This window comes from Burkholderia sp. AU45251 (genome assembly GCF_030482905.1).
In the GTDB taxonomy this organism is placed as follows: Bacteria; Pseudomonadota; Gammaproteobacteria; order Burkholderiales; family Burkholderiaceae; genus Burkholderia; species Burkholderia aenigmatica.
In genome coordinates this window covers 143,183-163,446 of record NZ_JAUJQH010000009.1, presented here as the reverse complement: position 1 = coordinate 163,446, position 20,264 = coordinate 143,183, and the positions used below count along the sequence as shown (strand labels likewise).

At 68.2% G+C, this 20,264-nt stretch carries 18 protein-coding genes; 13 read left to right on the top strand and 5 right to left on the bottom strand.

Translation table 11 applies throughout. The annotated features are described in order from the left end of the window. Window positions 1-76: 76 nt before the first annotated feature. From QZM67_RS19780 to QZM67_RS19755, 6 genes are all read left to right on the top strand, one after another. Window positions 77-2,419 carry an NADP-dependent malic enzyme gene (locus tag QZM67_RS19780; protein WP_043191318.1) on the top strand — a complete coding sequence of 781 codons (2,343 nt, stop codon included), beginning with the start codon at window positions 77-79 and terminating at the stop codon, window positions 2,417-2,419. Between the two features lie 379 nt (window positions 2,420-2,798). After that, window positions 2,799-3,230 (top strand): ribonuclease domain-containing protein, encoded by a 432-nt coding sequence (locus tag QZM67_RS19775; protein ID WP_043191316.1) that lies wholly within the window; start codon window positions 2,799-2,801, stop codon window positions 3,228-3,230. 16 nt (window positions 3,231-3,246) lie between these two features. After that, the gene (locus tag QZM67_RS19770) at window positions 3,247-3,810 is read left to right on the top strand and encodes a barstar family protein (protein ID WP_301805999.1); all 564 of its coding nucleotides are present in this window, start codon (window positions 3,247-3,249) and stop codon (window positions 3,808-3,810) included. A 212-nt stretch (window positions 3,811-4,022) separates the two neighbouring features. Further along, window positions 4,023-4,760: a hypothetical protein gene (locus QZM67_RS19765; protein ID WP_301805997.1), complete on the top strand. Its 738-nt coding sequence runs from the start codon at window positions 4,023-4,025 to the stop codon at window positions 4,758-4,760. A 35-nt stretch (window positions 4,761-4,795) separates the two neighbouring features. Beyond that, window positions 4,796-5,551: a hypothetical protein gene (locus QZM67_RS19760; protein ID WP_235995842.1), complete on the top strand. Its 756-nt coding sequence runs from the start codon at window positions 4,796-4,798 to the stop codon at window positions 5,549-5,551. A 161-nt stretch (window positions 5,552-5,712) separates the two neighbouring features. Further along, window positions 5,713-6,447, top strand: coding sequence for a hypothetical protein (locus tag QZM67_RS19755; RefSeq protein ID WP_301805995.1), 735 nt, complete (start codon window positions 5,713-5,715; stop codon window positions 6,445-6,447). Between the two features lie 57 nt (window positions 6,448-6,504). On the opposite strand, the gene QZM67_RS19750 is transcribed toward QZM67_RS19755, so the two are convergent. The 3 genes from QZM67_RS19750 to speE form a co-directional block, all read right to left on the bottom strand. Beyond that, entirely contained in the window at window positions 6,505-7,272 is a 768-nt protein-coding gene (locus QZM67_RS19750) for a 16S rRNA (uracil(1498)-N(3))-methyltransferase (protein WP_301805993.1), read from the bottom strand. A 17-nt stretch (window positions 7,273-7,289) separates the two neighbouring features. After that, window positions 7,290-7,706 (bottom strand): glyoxalase/bleomycin resistance/extradiol dioxygenase family protein, encoded by a 417-nt coding sequence (locus QZM67_RS19745; RefSeq protein ID WP_043191303.1) that lies wholly within the window; start codon window positions 7,704-7,706, stop codon window positions 7,290-7,292. A 161-nt stretch (window positions 7,707-7,867) separates the two neighbouring features. Further along, complete coding sequence (gene speE / locus QZM67_RS19740; RefSeq protein WP_043191302.1) at window positions 7,868-8,725, bottom strand: polyamine aminopropyltransferase; 858 nt, start codon at window positions 8,723-8,725, stop codon at window positions 7,868-7,870. A gap of 216 nt (window positions 8,726-8,941) precedes the next feature. On the opposite strand from speE, the gene tkt reads away from it, so the two are divergent. Together tkt and gap are read left to right on the top strand one after the other, a co-directional pair. Beyond that, window positions 8,942-11,014, top strand: coding sequence for a transketolase (tkt, locus tag QZM67_RS19735; RefSeq protein ID WP_301805988.1), 2,073 nt, complete (start codon window positions 8,942-8,944; stop codon window positions 11,012-11,014). An 87-nt stretch (window positions 11,015-11,101) separates the two neighbouring features. Then, window positions 11,102-12,112, top strand: coding sequence for a type I glyceraldehyde-3-phosphate dehydrogenase (gene gap / locus QZM67_RS19730; RefSeq protein ID WP_122944451.1), 1,011 nt, complete (start codon window positions 11,102-11,104; stop codon window positions 12,110-12,112). A gap of 89 nt (window positions 12,113-12,201) precedes the next feature. Here gap and QZM67_RS19725 read toward each other — a convergent pair whose 3' ends face one another. Further along, window positions 12,202-13,104: a LysR substrate-binding domain-containing protein gene (locus QZM67_RS19725; RefSeq protein ID WP_175021575.1), complete on the bottom strand. Its 903-nt coding sequence runs from the start codon at window positions 13,102-13,104 to the stop codon at window positions 12,202-12,204. 151 nt (window positions 13,105-13,255) lie between these two features. On the opposite strand from QZM67_RS19725, the gene QZM67_RS19720 reads away from it, so the two are divergent. The 4 genes from QZM67_RS19720 to QZM67_RS19705 all read left to right on the top strand — a co-directional run bounded on the left by QZM67_RS19720 (window position 13,256) and on the right by QZM67_RS19705 (window position 17,719). Continuing rightward, window positions 13,256-14,029, top strand: a complete 774-nt coding sequence (locus QZM67_RS19720) for an SDR family NAD(P)-dependent oxidoreductase (protein ID WP_043191894.1) — start codon at window positions 13,256-13,258, stop codon at window positions 14,027-14,029. A gap of 149 nt (window positions 14,030-14,178) precedes the next feature. After that, window positions 14,179-15,627, top strand: coding sequence for an MFS transporter (locus tag QZM67_RS19715; RefSeq protein WP_301805983.1), 1,449 nt, complete (start codon window positions 14,179-14,181; stop codon window positions 15,625-15,627). Window positions 15,628-15,696: 69 nt separating this feature from the next. Continuing rightward, window positions 15,697-16,650: a 2-hydroxyacid dehydrogenase gene (locus QZM67_RS19710; RefSeq protein WP_301805980.1), complete on the top strand. Its 954-nt coding sequence runs from the start codon at window positions 15,697-15,699 to the stop codon at window positions 16,648-16,650. 10 nt (window positions 16,651-16,660) lie between these two features. After that, the gene (locus tag QZM67_RS19705; RefSeq protein ID WP_175021577.1) at window positions 16,661-17,719 is read left to right on the top strand and encodes an L-idonate 5-dehydrogenase; all 1,059 of its coding nucleotides are present in this window, start codon (window positions 16,661-16,663) and stop codon (window positions 17,717-17,719) included. 112 nt (window positions 17,720-17,831) lie between these two features. Here the strand turns inward: QZM67_RS19705 and QZM67_RS19700 are convergent, their stop codons facing one another. After that, entirely contained in the window at window positions 17,832-19,031 is a 1,200-nt protein-coding gene (locus QZM67_RS19700) for an MFS transporter (RefSeq protein WP_301805978.1), read from the bottom strand. A gap of 312 nt (window positions 19,032-19,343) precedes the next feature. On the opposite strand from QZM67_RS19700, the gene cynR reads away from it, so the two are divergent. Further along, window positions 19,344-20,234 (top strand): transcriptional regulator CynR, encoded by an 891-nt coding sequence (gene cynR / locus QZM67_RS19695; protein WP_301805977.1) that lies wholly within the window; start codon window positions 19,344-19,346, stop codon window positions 20,232-20,234. The last annotated feature ends 30 nt before the right edge of the window (window positions 20,235-20,264 follow it).

Here is a 20,264-nt window from a genome sequence, read left to right as displayed (position 1 = left end):
CTGCACCGTTCAGCCCATTTTTGTCGCGGCTGTTGCACCTGAATCGCCGGTTTGGCGGCCGATGATTGGCGCTACAATGCCGTCGAAGAGTCATTCTAATCCGCCCGCCAAGAGACACATGTCTACCCAAGCCTCCTCCAAAGCCAAGCTCCGCGAAGCCGCGCTCGACTATCACGAATTCCCGACCCCCGGGAAAATCGCGATCGCCCCGACCAAGCAGATGATCAACCAGCGCGACCTCGCGCTCGCGTACTCGCCGGGTGTGGCGTACGCGTGCGAGGAGATCGTCGAGAATCCGCTGAACGCGGCACGCTTCACCGCGCGCAGCAACCTGGTCGGCGTCGTCACGAACGGCACGGCGGTGCTCGGTCTCGGCAACATCGGGCCGCTCGCGTCGAAGCCGGTGATGGAAGGCAAGGCCGTGCTGTTCAAGAAGTTCGCGGGCATCGACGTGTTCGACATCGAGCTGAACGAGTCGGACCCGCACAAGCTCGTCGACGTGATCGCTGCGCTGGAGCCGACCTTCGGCGGGATCAACCTGGAAGACATCAAGGCGCCTGACTGCTTCATCGTCGAGCGCGAAGCGCGCAAGCGGATGAAGATCCCGGTGTTCCACGACGACCAGCACGGCACCGCGATCGTCGTGGCCGCGGCCGTCACGAACGGGCTGAAGGTCGTCAACAAGGACATCAAGAAGGTCAAGCTCGTCGCGTCCGGCGCAGGGGCGGCCGCGCTCGCGTGTCTCGACCTGCTGGTCGACATCGGCCTGCCGCTCGAGAACATCACGGTGACCGACCTGGCCGGCGTGGTCTACAAGGGCCGCACCGAGTTGATGGATCCGGACAAGGAGCGTTTCGCCCGTGAAACCGAAGCGCGGACGCTGGCCGAAGTGATCGACGGCGCGGACATCTTCCTCGGCCTGTCGGCCGCCGGCGTGCTGAAGCAGGAGATGGTGAAGGGCATGGCGGAGCGCCCGCTGATCCTCGCGCTCGCGAACCCGACGCCGGAAATCCTGCCGGAACTCGCGCTCGAAGTGCGTCCGGACGCGGTGCTGGCCACGGGCCGCACCGATTACCCGAACCAGGTCAACAACGTCCTGTGCTTCCCGTTCATCTTCCGCGGCGCGCTCGACGTCGGCGCGACGACGATCACGCGTGAAATGGAGATCGCGGCCGTCAACGCGATCGCCGAGCTCGCGCAGCACGAGCAGAGCGACATCGTCGCGACCGCGTACGGCATCCAGGACCTGTCGTTCGGGCCCGAATACCTGATTCCGAAGCCGTTCGATCCGCGCCTGATCGTGAAGATCGCACCGGCCGTCGCGCAGGCCGCGATGGACGGCGGCGTCGCGACGCGCGCGATCGAGGACATGGAGGCGTATCGCGTCCATCTGCAGCAGTTCGTGTATCACAGCGGCACGACGATGAAGCCGATCTTCCAGATCGCGCGCGCCGCGCCGGAAGAGAAGAAGCGCGTTGTGTTCGCGGAAGGCGAAGAAGAGCGCGTGTTGCGCGCCGTTCAGATCATCGTCGACGAAAAACTCGCGAAGCCGATCCTGATCGGCCGCCCGTCGGTGATCGAGCACCGTATCCAGCGCTACGGCCTGCGCCTGACGCCGGGCACGGATTTCACGGTCGTCAACACCGAGCACGACGAGCGCTACCGCGACTTCTGGCAGACGTACTACAAGATGATGGCGCGCAAGGGCATCAGCGAGCAGCTCGCGCGCGTCGAGATGCGCCGCCGCACGACGCTGATCGGCTCGATGCTGGTGAAGAAGGGCGAAGCGGACGGGATGATCTGCGGGACGATCAGCACCACGCACCGTCACCTGCACTTCATCGACCAGGTGATCGGCAAGCGCCCGGGCTGCAGCGTGTACGCGGCGATGAACGGCCTCGTGCTGCCGGGCCGCCAGATTTTCCTGGTCGACACGCACGTGAACGTCGATCCGACCCCGGAAGAGCTGGCCGAGATCACGATCATGGCTGCGGAAGAAGTGCGCCGCTTCGGCATCGAGCCGAAGGTCGCGCTGCTGTCGCACTCGAATTTCGGCACGAGCAACGCACCTTCGGCGAAGAAGATGCGCGATACGCTCGCGATCCTGCAGGAACGTGCACCGGAGCTGAAGGTCGACGGCGAGATGCACGGCGACGTCGCGCTCGACGCGGCGCTGCGCAAGGAAATCCTGCCGGAGTCGACGCTGGAAGGCGAAGCGAACCTGCTGATCCTGCCGAACATCGACGCCGCGAACATCGCCTACAACCTGCTGAAGACGGCCGCGGGCAACAACATCGCGATCGGGCCGATCCTGCTGGGCGCTGCGCAGCCGGTGCACGTGCTGACCGAATCGGCGACCGTTCGCCGCATCGTCAACATGGCGGCGCTGCTGGTCGCCGACGTGAACGCCACGCGCTGAGCCAAAACGAGCGCGCCAGGCCGGTCGAACCGGCGTGGCGCGTCGGGCGAAATTGTAAACAAAAGCAAAAAAGAGGCGTGCCCGCAATGGGCACGCCGCGGGTAGGGCGCAAACGCGCTTCCCTCAAGCAACATCAGCACCTCTCTCCACTCAACGTAGCAGGCGCGGCAAGGAGGCAGAGTCTCGCCACGCCAGAGATGCCGGTCGCATTTTATCTCATGTAAGGTAAATGTAGTGTGATTTCGGTAAAAAATGCGCAATTCTGGATATCACGACGCTTTCGATTCCCAAACGGACATTGATTCGCGCGGCCAATAACGCTACGCTAACGCCTTTGTTGGTCGTCAACTACTTGATTTAACAGCGGGAACCCTGGTTCATGGCACGCAAGTGGCTCCGCAACGGCGCGCTCGCGTCCGTCTTCGCGATGTTCGCGATGGGTATCGTCGGCACGCCGACGGGCAGTCTGGTTTCCGCCGCTTACGCACGGCAGGCCGTACCGGCCGATGTGGTGGCGAGCGGGCTCGATACGATTCCGACCGCCAGTCTTCCGCGCGAGGCCGTGACCACGCTGGGCCTGATCGGAGCCGGCGGCCCCTATCCGTACGAGAAAGACGGCGTCGTGTTTGGCAACCGCGAGCGGATCCTGCCAAAAGCGAAGCGCGGCTACTACCATGAGTACACGGTACCGACGCCGCGTGCCCGCAATCGCGGCGCGCGCCGGATCGTCTGTGGCGGGCCATTGCGCCGGATCGACAACTGTTATTACACGGGCGACCACTACAACAGTTTTAAACGTATTGTTGAATGACTTCGGGACGAATGGCATGAGCGACTCCATCTACGCGCACGAAACGGCGGCGGCGGAACTGTTCGCAGCCGGCGACGGCAATCTGTTTCAGCGCGTGATCCAACTGCACGCGGCGGCGCAGGCTGGCGGCACGCCGGAGCAACAGGAAGCCGAGCCCGGGCTTTCATCGAACGAGGAGCCTATGAGCCTTTTCACGACCGTGCGACCCAATCTCGTGCAGTCGATCCGCGCGTTCCGCGTGCAGGATCTCGCCGACGAAGCCGGCCGGCTCGGCCAGCATTTCCTGTATGCGTATTGCGGCGCCGCGCAGTCGAAGCAGGAAGTGATGGAAACGATCGCGACGTCGTTCCTGTTCCCGAAGCATTTCGGGAAGAACTACGACGCGCTGTACGACTCCCTGACCGACCTCGTCGCGAAGGCCGGCACGCAGCCCGGTTTCGTGATCGTCCTCGAGGGGCTGCCGATCGCACAGAAGTTCGACAAGGAAGGGCGCGAGACGCTGCTCGACGTGTTCCGCGAGGCGGCCGAATTCTGGGGCGAGCGCAAGGTCGCGTTCCGCGTGTTCTACTCGTTCGCGTAAGCGCGCGTCGGCCAGCGGCCGATCCGGCGAAACCCCGTCAAAAAAAGCCCGCTTCGAGCGGGCTTTTTTGCGTCCGCGCGTGTCGCGCGCACAGCATCTGGCCCGACAAAAACCTTTCATCGCACACCTTTTTCCGCGACAATCGGTCAGCCCGGCCGCGGCCACCGCGCCGGGCGCACAACACCAATCATTCGAGAGAGGGCCGTTTTCCCATGATCGCTACCCGATTCGCGGCGCGCGCGTGCGTGCGCCGCCCGCTTGTGCACGCGCTGGCCGCGTGCGCCCTGTCGCTCGGCATCCCGCTGGCCGCGCAGGCCGCGTCGCTCACCCCCGAACAGACCCTCGACATTTATCTGGGCGCGATCGTCAACAACGACGCGGCCAAGGTCGAGCAATTCAACGCCACGGTAAGCGCGACCGCCGATCCGAAGGATGCCAAGAACATGCTGCTGCCGGCCGACATGTACAGCGAGATGCGCGAACAGATGCTTGGGCAGGTGATGGCGTCGATGTCGGATGCCGGGCGCGAGGCGCTGGCGCCGTCGCTCGACTCGATGCTGGTCGCGTACACGGGCGCGTTGCGGCGCTCGCAGTGCAAGGCCACCGGTGCGAAGCGCACGCCGCGTGCAGGCGGGAAGGGGCAGGAACTCGCCACGGTCAGTTTCGAATGCAAGGTGGCCGACGTCACGCCACCGAGCGACGCGGTCATGACGGCCGGCAAGGACGCGAAGACCGATCAGCAGCGCTTCGCGGCGGCCAGGACGGGGTTCATCGGCGTGGCGCGCGCGTTCAACGACGCACGGGTCACCCGGCGCATCACGGGGCAGGTCGAGATGGTCGGTTCGGACCGCAAGGGCTGGACGACCGACAGCCCCGAGAGCCTGCTGAAGCCCGTCGTCGACGCGCTGTCCGGCCCCGTTGTCGCGGCGGTCGCCGCCAGCCAGCAATGAGGCCGCCACGCCGGCCCGAGCGATACGAACCCTTCATGACCCGACCGATGAACCTTTCCCTTCATGCGCGCCGCGGCGCGCGTCTTCCGTTGTTCCGTGCCACCCGCGCGGCCGTGCTGTCCATGCTCGTCGTGGCCGGTGCCGCGCACGCGGCGGTGCTGACGCCCGAGCAGACCACCGACCTGTATCTCGGTGCCTTCGTCAATGGCGACGTCGCGAAGGCGGCGCAGTTCAACGATGCGATGCGCACGCGCTTCGACGGCAAGGACGCGCTCGACGTGGCGGCCGTCTCGAAGCTCGGCGACACGATGCACGAGCGTCTGGTCACCGGCTTGCTGGCGAGAATGCCGCCCAAGTCCCGTTCCGCATTGCGCGGGCCGGTCAGCGCGTCGATCACGTCGTATCAGCAGGGGCTGGCCCGTTCCGAATGCAAGGCCACCGGTTCGACGCAGAAGCCCAACGAATACGTCGAGGGTCAGTCGATCGCGACGGTCGATTTTTCGTGCCGCGTCGTGGACGTCGAGCCCGGCGTGAACGCGCTGAAAGAGAAGCTCGGCAATCCGCGCCTGAAAACCAACAAGGCCCTGACGACCTTCATCACGGCGTATTTCACGGGCATCGCGAAAGTCTATGACGACGCGCCGATGAGCCGCACGGTGACGGGGCAGCTCGACCTCTACGGCACGAACGAAACGGGCTGGCTCACGGGTTCCCCGGGTGACGTGCTGTCGCCGCTGGTCGACGCGTTGCTCGACCCGATCAGCAAATCGGGCGGCGAAGCCGATCAGTAAGCGATGGCATCCCGGCGGTCGGCGCGCGTCGCCGGCGCACCGGGCCTGCAAACGGGGAGCGAGCGATGAGGATCTTCACGCGAGGGCTGCGGGTTGCCGCAGCCGTTGTTTTGATCGGCGGCGCGGTCGTTGCGGACGCCGGCGCGACCGAACCGGCTCCGATGACGGCTTCGCCGGCGGCGCATGTCGCCGTCGAGCGGCTGCTTGCCGATCTGCGCACGCGCTCGACGCCCGGCCAGTATGCAGCGGTGGCCGGCGCGATTCACGCGTCGCCGGCACTGGCGACGCAACTGGACGAACTGGTCGAGGCTGGTCTGTTGACGCGCATCTCGGTCGACAGCGGCGACGCCGCGCTCGGCAGGACGACCGGCGCGTTGCGCAACGGGAGCGTGTGGATCCTGACGCCGGCGTTCGTCGCGAACCAGGCGCCGCGGCGCCTGTTCGACGTGGTGCAGGACGACGACATCCTGCCGGACAACATGGTGTTCGCGCTCGGCTACATGGCATGGCGGGCGAAGCACGATGCCGACGTGAGCCGTGCATCCGAGGCGCTGAAGGCATCGGACGACGGCGCGGATGCGAAGAAGCAGCGCTGGATCGACCTGAACACGCGGATCGACGCCGGCGGCTTCATCCAGGGCTGGAACGACACGGTGGATGCCGCCACGTTTCAGCATGACGGCCGGCCGATCACCATCGTGCAGACGGCCCAGATGATGATGAACCTGCGCTATCGCGGTCCGCTGATCAAGGCGATCCGGGCGACGCCGCCGGCCCCGAGGCTGCGGTTCTTCGCGCCGGCGCTCGCGCTCGACGCGGACAACCTCGACGCGCTGGCGTCGGCGCTCCAGGCTTCTCCCGTCATCGACATCGAGCCGTTGAGCGCGGCGCGGTGAGGGTCGGCGCGGTGCGTCGACGGCATGCCGCGGCGCGTGCCCGGCCGCGCCTTGCCATCACCACCCGCCCCAGCGCGCGGCGAGCGCGGCGAGCACGGCCGCGCCGGCCGTCTCGGTGCGCAGCACGCGCGGCCCAAGCGACAGCGCGGTGAACCCGCGTGCGCGCGCCGCGTTTTCCTCGTCGGGCGACAGCCCGCCTTCCGGCCCGATCAGCAGCGTGACGGTTGCGGCCGGCGGCGCGTCGGGCAAAGACGCGAACGGGATGCTCGCGCGTGGCGACAGCAGCAGCCGCAGCTCGCCGTCGGCCGGTGCGGCCGGCAGCGTATCGAGCCACGCGTGGAAGCCGACGACCTGAGCGACGTCGGGCACGCGGTTGCGCCCGCATTGCTCGCACGACGCGCGCACGACGCCGCGCCAGTGCGCGACGCGCTTGTCCGCGCGCTCGCCGGTGAGCTTCACGACGCCGCGCGCGGTCGACAGCGGCACGACCGCCGTTACGCCGAGCTCGACGGCCTTCTCGATCACCCAGTCCATCTTGTCGCCGCCGGCGATGCCTTGCGCGAGCGTCACGCGATAGGGCGGCTCGGCTTCGGCCGGGTCGAACGTGTCGATCTGCGCGAGCGCGCTGCGCTTGTCGATCTCGACGAGCCGCGCGCGGTACTGGCCGCCGGTGCCGTCGAACAGCGCGAGCATGTCGCCGGGCTGCAGGCGCAGCACCTGCGCGTGGCGCGCGACATCGGCCGGCAACGCGAGCGTGGCGTCGGCGCGCAGTGCCGCGTCGACGAAAAAGCGCGGCACGGCCGCGGTGGTGGTGGCTTCGTTCATGCGTGTAGCAGTGTGGGTCATGCGTCGAGACGGCGCCCGAGCGCCCATCGGTAGCCGTCGAGATCCTCGATCTGCGCGAACCGGTCGCCCCAGAACTGATCCTGCGGCGCACTCAGCGATTTCGCGCCCGCGTCGAGCGCGCGCTGCCAGGTGGCGTCGACGTCGTCGACATACAGATAGAACGATTGCGGCGCGATGGCGTTCGCGCTCTTCGGCGTGAGCGCGGTCGAGCCGAACGCGCCCTCGGGCGCGAACATCACGATCAGCTGGCCGCGGTAGGCCATCTCGACGTGCATGATCGCGCCGTCCTCGTCGTGCACGTCGCGCAGCTCGAAGCCGAACGCGGCCTGGAAGAAATCGATGGCCGCGCGCGCGTTGCGTACGGCCAGGTAGGGCGTCAACCAAGGCACGTTGGCCGGACGTGGATCGGTCATGAAAATCTCCTGTGGGGGCGCTTCGGCACGTGCTCTGATTCCATGCGCCGGCGTTCGTTCAGGGGGCGGTGCGGCGTCCGGGGCGTTCCGCTCCGGTGCGATGCATCACGAATCCTGCGAAGACGCGATGGAAAACGGAAGCGAGGCGGCCGCCCGGACGTTCAGCGGCGAACGCCCAGTGTATCGCGCAGCGCGCACGGCAGGGCAAACAGGGACGCATGCAGCCGCGCGTCGTAGTAGCGCAAGCCCTGGACGCGACGGGCGGCGAGCCGTTCGTCGATGTCGTGGGCGAACAGCGCGGCCGCGTCGAGCGTGTCGCTCGCGATCGCCATCAGCCACTGCGAGCCGTACAGCGGCACGTGCGCGGACAACGGATCGACGACCGCGAAGCACGCGCGCAGGTCGTCGAGCAGCGCGGCGATGCGCGCCGCGTGGAACACCGGCGAGCCGAGGTGCATCGAGATCGCGCCGCACGGCGTCAGGATCCGCTTGAGCCGCGCGTAGAACGCGCGGGTATAAAGGCCGGCCGCCGGCGAATCGGGCGGGGTGAGGTCGAACACGACGAGATCGAAATGCTCGACGGTCGACTCGACGAAATGCGCGGCGTCGCCGATCACGACCTCGACGCGCGGATCGTCGAGCGCGCCCTGGTGCACGTCGTCGAGATAGCGGCGCGCCATCCCGACCACCTCGTCGTCGAGTTCCGCGATCACGATCCGCTCGATGCACGCATGCTTGAGCAACTGGCGCGCCGCGCCGCCGTCGCCGCCGCCGAGCACGAGCGCCCGGCGCGGCGACGGGTGCGCGAGCGCGGCCGGGTGCGTCATGCACTCGTGATAGACGTACTCGTCGCCGACCGACGTCATCGGCCGGCCGTCCAGCGTAAACAGGCGGCCGAGCTGCGGGGTTTCCCAGACTTCGATCTGCTGGTGCGGGGACGCGACGCGCGCGAGCCGCCGGGCGTTCGGGAAGCCGTAGGCGGCGTCGGGCGTAGGGTGGAAGAGAAGTGTCGTGCTCACGGGCGGGCGGCTCAGGGCTGGCAGTTCCGACGTCTGAATTATAGGAGGCGGGCAGTTTGACGGAAAACCGTGCCGGAACACTGTGCATAGACAAGGGAAATGTCAGCCCATCTGTTAAAATGACGAGCTTTGCAGCCCCGTCCGTAGGCTCCGTCCGCTTCGCGTCCGTCAGGCGCCGCACCGCGCGCCGGGAACGATTGACGCTCGAGCTTCCGGATGCCGCCGTGCCCCCGTTTCCTCGACTCGTTCTCCGGACTCGACATGACGACTTCGTCTCCCGCCTCCACCACCCTGATGGCCAACGCGATCCGTGCGCTCGCGATGGACGCCGTCCAGCAAGCGAACTCCGGCCACCCCGGCATGCCGATGGGCATGGCCGAAATCGGCGTCGCGCTCTGGTCGCGCCATCTGAAGCACAACCCGACGAACCCGCACTGGGCGGACCGCGACCGCTTCGTGCTGTCGAACGGCCATGGCTCGATGCTGCTGTACTCGCTGCTGCACCTGACCGGCTACGACCTGCCGATCGAAGAGCTGAAGAACTTCCGCCAGCTGCACTCGAAGACGCCGGGCCACCCGGAATACGGCATCACGCCGGGCGTCGAGACGACCACCGGCCCGCTCGGCCAGGGTCTCGCGAACGCGGTCGGCATGGCGCTCGGCGAAGCGCTGATGGCCGACGAGTTCAACCGTGACGGCGCGAAGATCGTCGATCACCACACGTACGTGTTCCTCGGCGACGGCTGCCTGATGGAAGGCATCTCGCACGAAGCCTGCTCGCTCGCCGGCACGCTGAAGCTGAACAAGCTGATCGCGCTGTACGACGACAACGGCATCTCGATCGACGGCGACGTCGTGAACTGGTTCCACGACGATACCCCGAAGCGTTTCGAAGCCTACGGCTGGAACGTGATCCCGAACGTGAACGGCCATGACGTCGACGCGGTCGACGCAGCCATCGCGAAGGCGAAGCTGTCGGACAAGCCGACGCTGATCTGCTGCAAGACGGTGATCGGCCAGGGCGCGGCGACCAAGGCCGGCGGCCACGACGTGCACGGCTCGGCGCTCGGCGCGGAAGAAATCGCGAAGACGCGCGAAGCACTCGGCTGGACGTGGGCACCGTTCGTGATTCCGCAGGAAGTCTATGCGGCATGGGACGCGAAGGAAGCCGGCAAGCGCGCGGAAACCGAATGGGATGCGACGTTCGCTGCTTATCGCGCCAAGTTCCCGGCAGAAGCCGCTGAATTCGAGCGCCGGATGGCCAACCAGCTGCCGGCCGACTGGGCGCAGAAGGCTGCGGCGATCGTCGCCGGCGCGAACGAGCGCGGCGAGACGGTGGCGACCCGCAAGGCGTCGCAGCAGGCGATCGAAGGCTTGGCTGCCGCGCTGCCCGAGCTGCTCGGCGGCTCGGCCGACCTGACCGGCTCGAACCTGACCAACTGGAAGGCGTCGAAGGCCGTCCGTGCGAATCCGGAAGGCCCGGGCGTCCAGCTGGGCAACCACATCAACTACGGCGTGCGCGAATTCGGCATGAGCGCCGCGATCAACGGCCTCGCGCTGCATGGCGGCCACAAGCCGTTCGGCGGCACGTTCCTGACGTTCTCCGACTACAGCCGCAACGCGCTGCGCGTGGCTGCGCTGATGAAGGTGCCGTCGATCTTCGTGTTCACGCACGATTCGATCGGCCTCGGCGAAGACGGCCCGACGCACCAGTCGATCGAGCACGTGTCGAGCCTGCGCCTGATCCCGAACCACGACGTGTGGCGTCCGGCCGACACGGTCGAGACGGCCGTCGCGTGGACCCACGCGATCGCAGCCGACCGTCCGTCGAGCCTGATCTTCAGCCGCCAGAATCTCGCCTTCAACCCGCGTACCGATGCGCAGATCGCGAACATCGAGAAGGGCGGCTACGTGCTGAAGGACTGGGACGAAGAGATCGTCGCGCGCAAGATCATCCTGATCGCGACGGGCTCGGAAGTCGAACTCGCGATGAAGGCCGTCGCACCGCTCGCGCAGCAGGGCATCGCGGCCCGCGTCGTGTCGATTCCGTCGACCAACGTGTTCGACCGCCAGGACGCCGAATACCGCGAACGCGTGCTGCCGCACGGCGTGCGCCGCGTCGCGATCGAAGCCGGCGTGACCGCCTTCTGGCACAAGTACGTCGGCCTGGAAGGCGGCGTCGTCGGGATCGACACGTTCGGTGAATCGGCGCCGGCCGGCGTGCTGTTCAAGCACTTCGGCTTCACCGTCGAGCACGTCGTCGAGACGGCCAAGGCCGTGCTGGCCTAAAGACATACGCGATGCGCGCTACCCCTCGCGCGCGTCGCACCGTGAAGCTGCACGAAACGAATTTTTTCAGCCATCAGGAGATAGACCATGACGATTCGCGTCGCAATCAACGGCTACGGCCGTATCGGCCGCAACACGCTGCGCGCGTTCTACGAGAACGGCAAGAAGCACGACATCGAGATCGTCGCGATCAACGATCTGGGCGATGCGAAGACCAACGCGCACCTGACCCAGTACGACACCGCGCACGGCAAGTTCCCCGGTGAAGTGTCGGTCGACGGCGATTACCTCGTCGTGAACGGTGACAAGATCCGCGTGCTGGCGAACCGCAACCCGGCCGAACTGCCGTGGGGCGAGCTGGGCGTCGACGTCGTGATGGAATGCACGGGCTTCTTCACGACGAAGGAAAAGGCGAGCGCGCACCTGAAGGGCGGCGCGAAGAAGGTGATCATCTCGGCGCCGGGCGGCAAGGACGTCGACGCCACGATCGTCTACGGCGTGAACCACAACGTGCTGAAGGCCGAGCACACCGTCATCTCGAACGCATCGTGCACGACGAACTGCCTCGCGCCGCTCGTCAAGCCGCTGAACGACAAGATCGGCCTCGAAACCGGCCTGATGACGACGATCCACGCGTACACGAACGACCAGGTGCTGACGGACGTCTACCACGAAGACCTGCGCCGCGCGCGTTCGGCCACGCATAGCCAGATCCCGACGAAGACGGGCGCTGCTTCGGCCGTCGGCCTCGTGCTGCCGGAACTGAACGGCAAGCTTGACGGTTACGCGATCCGCGTCCCGACGATCAACGTGTCGGTCGTCGACCTGTCGTTCATCGCGAAGCGCGACACGACGGTCGAGGAAGTCAACGCGATCATGAAGGAAGCATCGGAAGGCGCGCTGAAGGGCATCCTCGGCTACAACGACGCACCGCTGGTGTCGATCGACTTCAACCACAACCCGGCTTCGTCGACGTTCGACGCAACGCTGACCAAGGTGTCGGGCCGCCTCGTCAAGGTGTCGAGCTGGTACGACAACGAGTGGGGTTTCTCGAACCGCATGCTGGATACGGCTGTCGCATTCGCGAACGCGAAGTAATCCCGCACGTTGCGCGGCCGCCGCAAGGCGGCCTGCGTAGCGAACGAGCCCGGCCCGGTTTTCCGGCCGGGCTTTTTTATTGCCTGTCGTTATTGCCCGCCGTTATTGCTTGAAGCGGCCGTCACCTGCTCGAGCGCGGCGACGAACGCGCGCTTCAGCGGGCTGTCGAGATCGGTCCATGCGAGGCCGATGCCGGTGCGGTGCCCGGCCAGGTCAAGCGGCCGCGAGAGCACGTTCGGCGGCAGCGCGCTGGCGGCTTCCGCCGGAATCAGCCCGATTCCCATCCCCGCCGCGACGAGCGCGAGCATCGTCGTGAATTCCCCGAACTCCTGCGCGATCTCGAGCGTCGTGCCCGCGCGGCTCAGCGCGAGCAGCATGTCGTCGTGAAAGCCCGGCGCGTAGCGGCGCGCGAGCACGAACGCGGGCTGGCCGCGCAGCGCGGCCGGCGAGATCGCATCGTGCGCGGCGAGCGGATGGTCGAGCGGCAGCGCGACGACGAAGCCTTCCTCGAGCACCACACGCGTGTCGATGCCCGCATACGCGGCCGGCAGCCGGATCATCCCGAAATCGATCCGCCGGTCGCGCAGCGCGGCGATCTGGTCGGGCGTCGGCAGGTCCTTCAGTTCGAGCGCGATCAGCGGATAGCGCTCGCGCATCGTGCGCAGCACGGCCGGCAGCAGTACGGGCAGCACCGACGACACGAACGCGATCCGCAGCGTGCCGATCTCGCCGCGGCTCGACAGCCGCGCCATCTGTTCCGCACGCGCGGCCTGCTGCAGCGTGGCGCGCGCCTCGGGCAGGAACACGCGCCCCGTATCGCTCAGTTCGACCTTGTGCCGGTCGCGCTCGAACAGGCGCGCGCCGAGCTCTTCCTCGAGCGCCTTGATCTGCATGCTCAGCGCGGGCTGCACGATGAACAGGCGCTGCGCGGCGCGCCCGAAATGCAGCTCTTCCGCGAGCGTGACGAAGGCGCGCAATTGCTTGAGTTCCATGGGCGGCGGGCAGGCGAGCGTTGTAATCAGATTTCATGATAACCGGATCAAAAAAGACCATTGGCGCGGCGCCCGGCCGGCGGCCGAAGATACCGTCAACGCGAGACCGGCCGCGATGGGCCGCCGGCTCGACTGGCACGAGGAGACACGCATGACCAACGCGCTTGACCGGTTCCGCCTCGACGGCCGCCGCGCACTGATCACGGGTTCCGGTCGCGGGATCGGGCTGACGCTCGCCCGTGGGCTGGCCGAAGCAGGGGCGGCGATCGTCATCAACGATCGCAATGAGGAGAAGGCCGCGACGCTCGTCCGGCACTTGCGCGAAGAAGGCTTCACGGCCGACTACGCGGTGTTCGACGTCGCCGAGCACGCGCAGGTACGCGCGGCGATCGACGATTTCGAGGCGCGCATCGGCGCGATCGACATCCTCGTGAACAACGCGGGCATCCAGCGCCGCGCGCCGCTCGACGCATTCGAACCCGACGACTGGCATGCGCTGATGCGCGTGAACCTCGACGGCGTGTTCAACGTTGCGCAGGCCGTCGCGCGGCACATGATCGCGCGCGGCCGCGGGAAGATCATCAACATCTGCTCGGTGCAGAGCGAGCTCGCGCGGCCGACGATCGCGCCGTATGCGGCGACCAAGGGCGCGGTGCGGATGCTGACGAAGGGGATGTGCGCCGACTGGGCGCGCCACGGCATTCAGGCGAACGGCCTTGCACCCGGCTATTTCGAAACCGAACTGAATCGCGCGCTGGTCGACGACGCGGCGTTCTCGGACTGGCTGTGCAAGCGCACGCCGGCCGGCCGCTGGGGGCGCGTCGACGAGCTGTGCGGCGCGGCGATCTTCCTCGCGTCGGCCGCCTCCGATTTCGTGAACGGCCAGACGCTGTTCGTCGACGGCGGGCTGACCAGCGCCGTTTGAGCGACGGTGCTTGCGCCGTGTGCGCAGTACCGTTGCGCCGGCTCGCGCCGGCATCCGAATTCCCAGAAGAGTCCGCCATACGAGCGGGCCGATGTCCCGGCGCGATGGCGCCGGGTTCCGGAACGGAAGGCAGGAGACAGGAGACAACGATGGATCGCATTTCCCCGCCGCCCGCGCGGCACGATGCAGGGTCCGGCACGCCGGGCGACACCGTCGAGCGCCGCGGCGTCGACACGAAGCAGCTCAACCGCGCGGCATGGACCTGCTCGCTCGGCAGCGCGCTCGAATACTACGATTTCGCGTTGTACACGCTCGCGTCGGCACTGGTGTTCGGGCCGCTGTTCTTTCCCGCGCAGACCGCCGAGATGCGGCTGATCGCGAGCTTCGGCACCTACTTCGTCGGCTTCGCGGTGCGCCCGCTCGGCGGCGTCGTGTTCGGCGTGCTCGGCGACCGGATCGGCCGCAAGTTCGTACTGACCGCGACGGTGCTGCTGATGGGCATCGCGAGCACGCTGATCGGCGTGCTGCCGACCTTCGCGACGGCCGGCTACTGGGCGCCCGCGCTGCTGATCCTGCTGCGCATCCTGCAGGGCCTCGGTGCCGGTGCGGAACAGGCCGGCGCTGCCGTCCTGATGACCGAATATGCGCCGCCGGGCAAGCGCGGCTTCTATGCGTCGCTGCCGTTCCTCGGCATCCAGCTCGGCACGGTGCTCGCGGCGGCCGTCTATTTCCTGCTGCTCGCGAACATCGATCGCGTCACCGACGGCTGGGGCTGGCGCGTGCCGTTCCTGTTCAGCGCGGTGATCGTCGCGGTCGGGATCTACATGCGTGTGCGGCTGCACGAGTCGCCGACCTTCGTGCGGCTCGAGAAGCGCGCGCAGGTCCTGGCGAATCCGCTGAAGAGCGCCGTGCAGCATTCGAAGCGCTCGCTGCTGATCGGTATCGGTCTGCGGATGGCCGAGAACGGCGGCTCGTCGATTTACCAGGCACTCGCCGTCAGCTATCTCGCCGGCGTGATCGGGATGAAGGGGCCGATCGGCGCGCTGGCGCTGGTGTGCGCGGCGACCGTCGGCGCGTGCACGGTGCCGCTGGCCGGCCGGCTCAGCGACCGCTTCGGCCGCGTGCGCGTGTATCGCACGTTCGCGTGGCTGCAACTCGCGCTCGCGTTCCCGGTGTGGTGGATCTTCAGCCAGGGGAACGTGGTCGCGAGCGTGATCGCGATCTCGGTCGCGCAGGGCTTCGCGAACTGGGGGATGCTCGGCGCGCAGGCCGCGCTGCTGCCCGAACTGTTCGGCGCGCGCCATCGCTACATGGGCGTGTCGTTCTCGCGCGAAGTGTCGGCCGTGCTCGCAGGCGGGATCGCGCCGCTCGTCGGCGCGACGATCATCGCGACCGTGATCGCGCTGCACGGCGGCGACCACACGGCCGGCGTGCGTGCCTGGGTGCCGATCGCCGTCTATCTGGTGCTGCTGACGCTGATCACGCTGTTCACGACATCGCGGATGCCGGAAACGCTGAACCGCGATCTCGACGATCCGCTCGACGCGGCACAGACGGCGCCGGCACCGGACGCCGATGCGCTCGCGCGGCACGCATGAACGCGCCGGGCGGCTGACGCGGCCCGGCACGCTTTCGCATTCAACTTACCTCGACAGGAGCAAGCGCAGATGGCGCACGAATCGACCCAGCGGCCCGAACTGCTGATGACGGGCCCTTACCAGCCGTGGGACGACGCATGGTTGGCCGGCTATAACGTTCACCGGCTGTGGGAAGCCGCCGACCGCGCGGCGTTCCTCGCCGAACACGGCGCCGGCGTGCGCGCGATCGCGACGCGCGGCGATCTCGGCGCGAATGCCGAGCTGATCGCGGCGCTGCCGAAGCTCGAGATCATCTCCTGCTATGGCGTCGGCACCGATGCGATCGATCTCGCCGCCGCGCGCGCACGTGGCATCCGCGTAACGAACACGCCCGACGTGCTGACCGGCGACGTGGCCGACCTCGGCGTCGGGCTCGCGCTCGCGATGATGCGCCGCATCGGCGCCGGCGACGCGTACGTGCGTTCCGGCGCATGGCGCGACGGCGACATGCCGCTCGTCACGCGGCTTTACGGCAAGCGCGTCGGCGTGGTCGGCTTCGGCCGGATCGGCTCGACGCTCGCGCGCCGGCTGTCGGGCTTCGATGTCGAACTCGGCTACTTCGACGTCGCGCCGCGCGAGGACAGCCCACACCGGTTCTTCGGCGACCTTGCGGCGCTGGCCGGCTGGTGCGACCTGCTGATCGTCACGCTCGCGGGCGGGCCGACGACGCGCCACCTTGTCGACGCCGCCGTGCTCGACGCACTCGGGCCGCAAGGCTATCTGGTGAACGTGTCGCGCGGCACGACCGTCGACGAACCGGCGCTGCTCGACGCGCTCGAGCGCGGCGCGATCGCCGGTGCCGCGCTCGACGTGTTCTGGAACGAGCCGCACATCGACCCGCGTTTCCTCGCGTTGCCGAACGTGCTGCTGCAGCCGCACCATGCGAGCGGTACGATCGAGACGCGCCAGTCGATGGGCTGGCTCGTGCGCGACAACCTCGCCGCGCACTTCGCCGGCGCGCCGCTGGTCACGCCGGTCGCCTGAGGAGGCTGTCATGCGTATGCGTTGCATGTGCGTCGTGATCCACGGGCCGAACGACCTGCGGGTGGAAGAGCAGGATCCGGGCGAGATCGGCCCGGGCCAGGTGCGCGTCGATGTCGCGATGGGCGGCATCTGCGGCTCCGATCTTCATTACTTCCGGCACGGCGGCTTCGGTGCAATCCGGCTGCAGCAGCCGATGGTGCTCGGCCACGAGGTGGCCGGCACGGTCGCGGAAGTCGCGCCGGACGTCACGTCGGTGAAGGTCGGCGATCGCGTCGCGGTCAATCCGAGCCGGCCGTGCGGCGCGTGCCGCTACTGCCTCGAGGGGCTGCCGAACCAGTGTCTCGACATGCGCTTCTACGGCAGCGCGATGCGGATGCCGCACGTGCAGGGCGCGTTCCGCAACGCGCTCGTGTGCGATGCCGTGCAGTGCGTGAAGGTCGCCGATCACGTGCCGCTGTCGCTCGCGGCGCTTGCCGAACCGTTCGCGGTCGGGCTGCATGCGGTGTCGCGCGCGGGCCCGCTAATCGGCAAGCGCGTGCTCGTGTCGGGCTGCGGGCCGATCGGCGTGCTGGCCGTCGCGGCGGCGCGCGTGCATGGCGCGGCGGAGATCGTCGCGACCGACGTCGTCGAGGCGCCGCTCGAAGTGGCGAGCGCGCTCGGCGCCGACCGCACGATCAATGCGGCGGTCGATACCGGATGGGTCGAGCGTTACGGCGCCGACAAGGGCACGTTCGACGTGATGATCGAGTGTTCGGGCAATGCGCGCGCGCTGCGCGACGGGCTGGACGTGATGCGTCCGCGCGGGGTCGTCGTGCAGCTCGGGCTCGGCGGCGATGTCAGCCTGCCGCAGAACGTCGTGGTCGCGAAGGAGTTGTCGATCTGCGGATCGTTCCGCTTCCACGCGGAATTCGCGCTCGCGGTGCAGTTGATCAACGCGGGGCGCGTCGACTTGCGGCCGGCCGTCACGCGCGTGTTCCCGATGCGCGACGCGAACCTCGCATTCGAACTGGCCGGCGACCGGCAGCGCGCGATGAAGGTGCTGATCGATTTCGCGGACGAGGCCGCTTAGCGGTCACGCGCTGGCGCGCGTCGGACGGTATCGACCACCCTCGTAAAGAAGGCACGCCCGCGCTTCGCGCGGCGTGCCTTGTTTCGTCGTGCTGCGCAAACGCGCTACCGCATCACTGCGTGACCTGCCGCACGCCGACGCGCTGCGACGCGAGCCACAAGGCGATCAGCACGCCCGCGAGCGCCGCTCCCGCGACGCACACGCCGCGCCAGCCGTCGATGCCGTACGCGACGCTCGCCGCGAACGACCCGAACGCACCGCCGATGAAGTAGCTCGTCAGGTAGATCGTCGTCACGCGGCTGCGCGCGTTGCCGGCCAGCGCATAGATCACGCTCTGATTCGAGATGTGGATGCCTTGCACGCCGACGTCGAGCAGCAGGATGCCCGCGATCAGCGCCGCGAGCGAGTGCGCGCCGGTGGCGATCAGCGCGAACGACGCGAGCACGGCCGCCGCGAACAGCCCCGTCGCCGCATTGCCGTGGCCGCGATCGACCAGCCGGCCGGCCGACGTCGCCGCGAGCGCGCCCACCGCGCCGACGATCCCGAACAGGCCGATCTGCCCTTCGGAATAGCTGTACGGCGGCTGGCTCAGCAGGAACGTGAGGCCCGTCCACAGCAGGCTGAAGCACGCGAACACGAGCGCGCCGTAGGTGGAGCGCAGCGCGATCAGCGGTTGCGCGCGCACCAGCGCGACGAGCGACTTCATCAGCGCCGCATAGTCGAGGCGCGCGTCGCGGCGATCCTTCGGCAGCTTCACGGCGAGCACGGCGGCGAGCGCCGCCACCATCACCGCGGCGATGCCGTACACCGCGCGCCAGCCGAACCCGTCGGCGATCGCGCCGGCCGCGACGCGTGCGAGCAGGATGCCGAGCAGCAGCCCGCTCATCACGGTGCCGACCGCGCGGCCGCGCGAGCGCGCGTCGGCGAGCGATGCGGCGAACGGCACGAGCAGCTGTGTCGAACAGGTGACGAAGCCGACTGCGACGTTCGCGACGACGAACATCGTGAAGTTGGTGCTGAACGTGACCGCGACCAGCGCGACGACGTTGAGCATCAGCAGCCGCACGATCAGCGTATGACGGTTGACCGCGTCGCCGAGCGGGACGATCAGCAGCAGGCTCGCCGCATAGCCGAGCTGCGTCAGCGTGACGAGATAGCCGAGCTCGGTCGGCGCACGCCCGAAGCTGCGTGCGATCGCGGCGAGCAGCGGCTGCGCGTAGTAGATGTTGCCGATGACGATGCCGCACGCGCAGGCGAACAGCAGCGTCATGCCGCGGGTGAGGGGAGGATGGGTGTCGTGATGCGGTTCCATGGTCGCGAAAAACAGCGGCGCCGTCCGGCGGCACGGGGCCGTCGGCTGCGCGGGGTGACGGAAATCGGGGCCGGCGTCAACGGATCGGCGGTGAACCGATGCGCGCCGGGCGGATCGCGGCCGGGCCCGGATCGGGCGGGCGGCGGATCGTCGTGCGGCGGGCGGAGGCAGGGCGGGCCCGGGCGGGCCGATCCGGTGCGGCGCCAGACGCGATGCACGGGAACGGATGTGCGTATGATGCGGGAATCGAACCATAGCGTCCAAGACTGGATCGTTATGCGCTTCATTGGTGAAACCAATACGTCGGCCGCCATGCTCCTCCGCCACATCCGCTATTTCCTGGCCGTCGCCGAGCAGCGCAGTTTCACGCGCGCGGCCGACGTGCTGCACGTCTCGCAGCCGACGCTGTCGCAGCAGATCCGCCAGCTCGAGGAAACGCTCGGCGTGCAGTTGTTCGACCGCTCGGGCCGCACGGTGCAGCTCACCGAGTTCGGCGAGGTCTATGCGCGCCACGCGCGCGCCGCGCTGCACGAGCTCGAGACGGGGCAGCGCGCGCTGCACGACGTCGCCGATCTCGGCAGCGGGTCGTTGCGGCTCGCGATGATGCCGACCTTCGCGGCCTACCTGAGCGGCTCGCTGATCGACGCGTTCCATGCCGACTATCCGAACGTCGCACTGACGATCGACGCGATGCCGCAGGAGCGCATCGAGGCGCTGCTCGCCGACGACCGGCTCGACGCGGGCTTCGCGTTCATGCCGCCACGTGCGCCGGACATCGATGCGCTGCCGCTGTGGGACGAGCCGCTCGCGCTCGTGACGGGCCGCACGCATCGTCTCGCGCGGCGCCGTCGCGCACTGACGCCGGCCGAGCTCGGCGGCGAGCCGCTGGTGCTGCTGAGCCGCGCGTTCGCGACGCGCGAAAGCATCGACCGGTATTTCATCGAGCATGGCGCGCGGCCGTTGATCGCGATCGAGACGAATACGGTCAGCGCGGTGCTGGAGCTCGTGCGGTGCGGCCGGCTCGCGACGGTGCTGCCCGACGCGGTCGCGCGCGAGAGCGCCGACCTGTGCGCGCTCGAGATCGATCCGCCGCTGCCCGCGCGCACGGCTGCGCTGCTCACGCGCAAGGGCGCGTACCGCAGCGTCGCGGCGCGCGCGTTCATCGAGCGTGCGCTCGCGTATCGCGATCCGTCGGGAGGGTGACCGGTACGGCCGGGCGGCGCGCGCGACGGG